General features: G+C 41.3%; 1 protein-coding gene and 1 pseudogene. Both read left to right on the top strand.

Annotated elements, in window-relative coordinates:
* Nucleotides 1-137 precede the first annotated feature (137 nt).
* Nucleotides 138-503 (top strand): annotated as a pseudogene (locus BAZSYMA_RS03205) (inverse autotransporter beta domain-containing protein); the annotation flags it as partial.
* A gap of 15 nt (nucleotides 504-518) precedes the next feature.
* On the top strand, nucleotides 519-1,155 hold a 637-nt coding region (locus BAZSYMA_RS03200; protein ID WP_241502532.1), incomplete at its 3' end, for a fibrobacter succinogenes major paralogous domain-containing protein.

Raw genomic sequence — 1,155 nt, 5'->3', positions numbered from 1 at the left:
GTGTTTAAGATTGTTAGACCATTACACAAAACCATTCAGCCGATATCTGAGCTTGATGCCAATAGCAAAGCATTGACTTTTATTCAAGCTGGCATCGCTTCTGGCAAAAGTATTGATAGTCGCTTGCAGTTAACTTAGGCGTTGGTCATCGCCTATTGGTAGAGAACGACATGGCCATCGCAGGTATTAATGTGTTTACCGACTATGAGTCCAAGTCCAAGTACAAGCGCCTAAGTCTTGGTTTGGAATACCAGTGTGCTAACTTTAGTGCCAATATCAATAAATACCATATATTTTCAGACGAAAAATTAGTCAATGGTGTAAAGGAGAATGCTTTGTCAGGTTACGATGTCAAACTCAGCGGTCAAGCCCCTTACTTGCCTTGGGCAAAAATCAAAGGCACTTATTATCACTGGGACACTACAACAGGTCCAAACATTAAGGGCAATGTTTTGGGTGTGGATATTGAGATCACACCTTCGGTAAGTTTTGAGCTAGGTTAAGAAAACAACAACACCATGAATGCCAAAAGCTACGGCAAACTCACTGTCAAACTACCACTGGGCAACAAACAAAAATTCACCAATTTTGCTATTGCCAGCAAAGCCTTTAAAGACAGTCGCAAAATGGACCTAGGCGCGCTTGCTTGGGTAGAGCGTAGTAATAAAATAACAATTGAAGGCGGAAAAAAAATATCGTTTAAAAGGCTAACTTACGGACTGATCACCTCACTTAACACAGGCAGAGTCTGGCTTGATAGAAATCTTGGCGCAACAAAAGTTGCCGAGTCAAGTGCTGACAGTGGTGCTTATGGGGATTATTACCAATGGGGTAGAAATGACATCTGTCCAGTAGACTTTAGCGTGCCAACTGAGGCAGAGTTAAAAGCAGATACTACTGATGTTAGTATTACTAATGCTGCTACAGCCTTCTCTAGTTTTCTTAAAATCGCACTTGCTGGTTACCAGATTGAGGATTCTCGAAGGTTCGATATGGGTCTTAACGCCTACTTGTGGACCAAGAATGCTGATAAGTCAGATACGAAGATGGGTCGTAATTTGTTTATTGAAAAGGGGAGTTCTAATTCTAACTTTACGGGTTTCAACAAAAGTTCAAAGGAGGCGAATTCAACCCATAAGTGCAACACTTCCATTT

The sequence above is a fragment of the Bathymodiolus azoricus thioautotrophic gill symbiont genome (assembly GCF_001298715.1).
Classification (GTDB): domain Bacteria; phylum Pseudomonadota; class Gammaproteobacteria; order PS1; family Pseudothioglobaceae; genus Thiodubiliella.
The sequence above is the reverse complement of the archived record's forward strand: the minus strand, read 5'-3'. Positions and strand labels throughout refer to the sequence as shown.